Genomic DNA, 3910 nt, shown 5'->3' with positions numbered 1-3910 from the left:
GCCAGCTCCACCGCCGTGCCGCCCCATTCCGCCAGCCGCAGCGGCGGGGCACCGGCCTGCAGCAGCTGTTCCAGGCCACCGGGCCGGGCCAGGGCGGCGGCCATGTCCTCCGCCATGCCGGCCAGCAGCCGCTCCGCGCCACCGGTGGCCGGGCCATGCAGCCTGGCATGCGCCCGCAGCTCCTCCCGCAGCCCATCCCGCGCCGGGGCAAGATCCAGTTGCCGCAGCAGCGCCGGGACATCCTGCCGCAGTACCAGCCCATAAAGGTTCAGCACCGGCCAAGCGGAGCCGGCGGCGCAGCCCAGGCTGAAGGCCACGCCGGCCAGCAGCGGCTTCAGCCAGCCCTGCCATCGTCCTGGCCGCGCAGGCCGCCGGGATGGCGTGGGCGTCAGGCTGGCGGCAGCGGTGGCCGTGGCGGCCCGCCGTGCCTCGTAGGCATCCCAGACCTCATCCCAGGGGTCCACGCTGCTGGTCATGGCCTTGCACCTTCGCCGCCTTGGCCCGCCGCCCCGGTTGCCGGGCAATGGCAGGCGTTTGTCTCTGTTTTTGAGACTACCGCGACAGAGGTAAGCAGAAGGTTAACGCCGTCCTCACCACCCGTTCAGGAACGCCGAAAAAATGAGACGCTTCGGCTTCAGCGCACCAGCGGCGCGATGCCCTGCTCCAGCGCACCCAGCGCGGCGGCAAAGGCCTCGTTCATGCCGGCGGCCAGCACCTCTGGCGGCAGCGTGTCGTCCTTGCCTTCGGGCGCGGGCAGCGGCGCGGTGCCATTGACGGCCAGTTGCCGCAGCACCTGCGTCTCGCCATCGCGGTTGCGCAGCAGCACGGCGGAAAGCCCGGCCCGCGCTTCCCGCCGGCCGAGGTCCGCCAGCAGCGCCGTCAATTCGCATTCCAGCACGAAATCGGCGCGGGCCCGGCTGCCCGGCGCCACCACGCCGCTGAACAGGCCGGAAGCGGAAAGCCAGCGGCGCAGCGCCTCTTCCGCCAGCTCGGCCGGCGGGGCGCTCCATTCGGCGTAGTAATCCACTTTCTCCGTGCCATCGGTGCGCAAGGAGCGCAGCCCGCGCGTTTCCATGCCCGGTGCCGCGCGCATCAGCCGCACCTCCAGCACCCGGCGGCCGCGCCCGGGCGCCCCCTGCGGCCGCGCGGCGATCAGGGGAAAGCGCTTCACCTCCACATAAGGCCGGTCGGGCAACACGCTGCCGCAGGCGGCCAGGGAGGCCGCCAGGGGAAAGGACAGCAGCAGGGCGCGTCGCTTCATCTCGGGGGGAACCTCTTTCAACGGGGTGGCGGCGGCGGGGCGCCGAGGATGGCCGCGCCGGGGAAACGACGCAGCAATTCCGTGGTGTCGCGCAGGTTGCTGGCCACCGCGCGCAGGTCGCGCAGGATGGGCGCGAGGTCCGCATTGGTGTCCTGCGTCACGCCCCGCGCCGAGCGCGCGGTGCGCTCCAGGCTCTGGATGGCGGCGGGCAGTTGCGAGGCGGCGGTGCGCAGTCCATCGGCGGCGGCGGCGATGCTGGCCAGGGCGCGCTTGGCCTCGGGGCCGCCGGTCAGGTCGTTCAGGTTGCTGGCGACGCCGCGCACGTCGCGCATGGTGCCGGCGATGTCGGCATCGGCCACCGCCTGGCGCAGGGTCGCCATGGTCTCGGCCGCCTCCCGCAGCGTGCGCGCCAGGTCGCCGTCATGGACCTGCCCGTTCAAGGCGCCGGTCAGCCCGGCGATGTTGCTCAGGATCTCCTCGATCGGTGCGTTCTGGATGCGGGAGAGCACCTGCTCCGCCGCGTCCTGCACCTGCGCCACGGTGGAGGGTATGGAAGGGATCACGGGATAGGCCGGCGCCCAGGGCACCTCGCGCGGCGGGAAGCGCTCGGGGTCCACGAAATCCAGCTCCACATAGGACACGCCGGTCAGGCCCTGGCTGGAAAGGCGGGCGCGCAGCCCGTTCTGCACCGCGCGCTGCGCCGCCTCCACATTGGGCATGGTGGCGCGCTTGGGGTCCAGCGCCATGCGCACCAGCACCAGCTGGAAGGCCGCCGCCGCCTGGGAGCGGCTGTCGGGGCGGTATTCGGCATTGACCAGGCCGATCTCCGTCACCTGCCCGATCCGCACGCCGCGGTAGCGCACCGGCGCGCCGGATTCGAGGCCGGTGACGCTTTCACTGAGATAGGTCTCGAACAGCTCGGCCGATTTGCCGACCTGGCCCGCGGTCAGGAAGAACAGGAAGCCCAGGCCCAGCGCGAGGCCGGCCAGCAGCAGGGCGCCGACGCGCACGTAAAGCCTGCGGGATGTGGGCATGGTGTCAGATCGCCTCCCGGCGGAAGAAGGCGCGCACCGTGGGGTGCGTCGCGTGGTCGCGCAACTCGCGCGGGTCGCCCTCGGCGATCATGCCCTTGGCTTCCTTGTCCAGCATGATGCAGCGGTCGCCGATGGCGAGGATGCTCTGCAATTCGTGCGTCACCACCACGAAAGTGGTGCCGAGGTCGCGGGCCAGGTCCTTGATCAACTGGTCCAGCCCGGCGGAGGTGATGGGGTCGAGGCCGGCGGAGGGCTCGTCGAGGAACAGCACCGGCGGGTCCAGCGCCATGGCGCGGGCAATGCCGGCGCGCTTGGCCATGCCGCCCGAGATCTCGCCCGGCAGGCGGTCGGCGGCCTCGGACAGCCCGACAAGGCCGAGCTTCACCCGCGCCACCTCCTCCCGCGCCCTGGGCGGCAGGCTGGTATGCTCCTCCAGCGGCAGCATCACGTTCTGCAGCAGGGTCATGGAGCCGAAGAGGGCGCCGGACTGCCACATCACCCCCAGCTTCGCCAGCAGCGCCTGCCGCTTCCGCCCGGTGCTGGCCTGCAGGTCCTGGCCCAGGATGCGGCTTTTCCCGGCGGTGGGCTGGTAGAGGCCGATCAGCAGCTTCAGCAGCGTGGACTTGCCGCAGCCGGAGCCGCCGAGGATCACGAAGACCTCGCCCCGCTCCACCTGGAAGGAGACATCGCGGAACAGCGTATTGGCGCCGAAGGCCATGGCGACGCCATGCGCCTCCACCACCACGTCGCGCAGCCGGGGGGCCTGGAGGGCGAGGGCTTCGGGATGGTCCGCCATCACCAGGCCATCCGGAAGAAGAGCACGGCGAAGATGCCGTCCAGCAGCACGGTGGCGACGATGCCGCCCACCACCGCCGCCGTCGCCGCGTCGCCCACCGCGCGCGGGCCGCGCCCGGCGGAAAGCCCGGCGCGGCAGCCGATGCCGGCGATCACCAGCCCGAAGACCGCGGCCTTGATCAGCCCGCCGCCCAGCGTGCCCAGGGTCACCCATTGCTGCAGCTGCGTCGTCACCAGCGGCACCGGGTAGCCCAGCGTCCACATGATGAAGCCCATGCCCAGCATGCCGGACAGGTTCATCAGCAGCGTCAGCACCGGCATCACCAGCATGCCGGCGATCAGCCGCGGCAGCACCAGCATGGCCACGGGCTCGATGCCCATCACCCGCAGCGCGTCCACCTCCTCGTTCACCGTCATGGTGCCGAGTTCGGCGGCATAGGCCGAGCCGGTGCGGCCGGAGAGGATGACGGCAGCGATCAGTGGCCCCAGCTCCCGCGTCAGGGTCACGCCCACCAGCGCGGGGATATAGATCTCGGCGCCGAAGGTGCGGAGCGAGGCCGAGGACTGGAAGGCCAGGATCACGCCGATCAGCGTGCCCAGCAGCAGCGTCAGCGGAAAGGCGCGCAGCCCTGCCTCGTCCAGGTGGCGCAGCAGGTCGCCGATGCGCAGCCGGCGCGGGTGGCGCAGCACCGCCAGGGAGAGCACCAGCGCCTCCCCCAGGAAGCCCAGGCCATCGCGCGCCACCCGCAGGCGGCCGACAGCCCAGGCACCCAGTGCGGCGATGAAGGGCAGAGGCGGCGCGGGCGGCCGGGGGCGCGGC

General features: G+C 72.1%; 5 protein-coding genes. All 5 read right to left on the bottom strand.

The genetic code is table 11. From position 1 onward, the window contains the following. Window positions 1-476: hypothetical protein (locus IBL25_RS24845; protein WP_187781140.1), on the bottom strand; the 476-nt coding region annotated here is incomplete at its 3' end. 158 nt (window positions 477-634) lie between these two features. Beyond that, window positions 635-1261, bottom strand: a complete 627-nt coding sequence (locus tag IBL25_RS24840) for an ABC-type transport auxiliary lipoprotein family protein (RefSeq protein WP_187781139.1) — start codon at window positions 1259-1261, stop codon at window positions 635-637. Window positions 1262-1278: 17 nt separating this feature from the next. Continuing rightward, window positions 1279-2295, bottom strand: coding sequence for an MlaD family protein (locus tag IBL25_RS24835; protein WP_187781138.1), 1017 nt, complete (start codon window positions 2293-2295; stop codon window positions 1279-1281). A gap of 4 nt (window positions 2296-2299) precedes the next feature. Continuing rightward, the gene (locus tag IBL25_RS24830) at window positions 2300-3091 is read right to left on the bottom strand and encodes an ABC transporter ATP-binding protein (protein WP_187781137.1); all 792 of its coding nucleotides are present in this window, start codon (window positions 3089-3091) and stop codon (window positions 2300-2302) included. Next, window positions 3091-3910, bottom strand: an 820-nt coding sequence (locus IBL25_RS24825) for an MlaE family ABC transporter permease (RefSeq protein ID WP_187781136.1), incomplete at its 5' end; no start/stop codon positions are given. The genes IBL25_RS24825 and IBL25_RS24830, both read right to left, overlap by 1 nt.

The sequence above is a fragment of the Pseudoroseomonas ludipueritiae genome (assembly GCF_014490445.1).
Taxonomy (GTDB): domain Bacteria; phylum Pseudomonadota; class Alphaproteobacteria; order Acetobacterales; family Acetobacteraceae; genus Pseudoroseomonas; species Pseudoroseomonas ludipueritiae.
Note: the sequence above shows the minus strand (reverse complement) of the source record. Positions and strands in the feature narration are given on the sequence as shown.

Coding starts and splice junctions, on each gene's coding strand:
- IBL25_RS24840 (WP_187781139.1), bottom strand. CDS start 1,261: ATGAAGCGACGCGCCCTGCTGCTGTCCTTTCCCCTGGCGGCCTCCCTG.
- IBL25_RS24835 (WP_187781138.1), bottom strand. CDS start 2,295: ATGCCCACATCCCGCAGGCTTTACGTGCGCGTCGGCGCCCTGCTGCTG.
- IBL25_RS24830 (WP_187781137.1), bottom strand. CDS start 3,091: ATGGCGGACCATCCCGAAGCCCTCGCCCTCCAGGCCCCCCGGCTGCGC.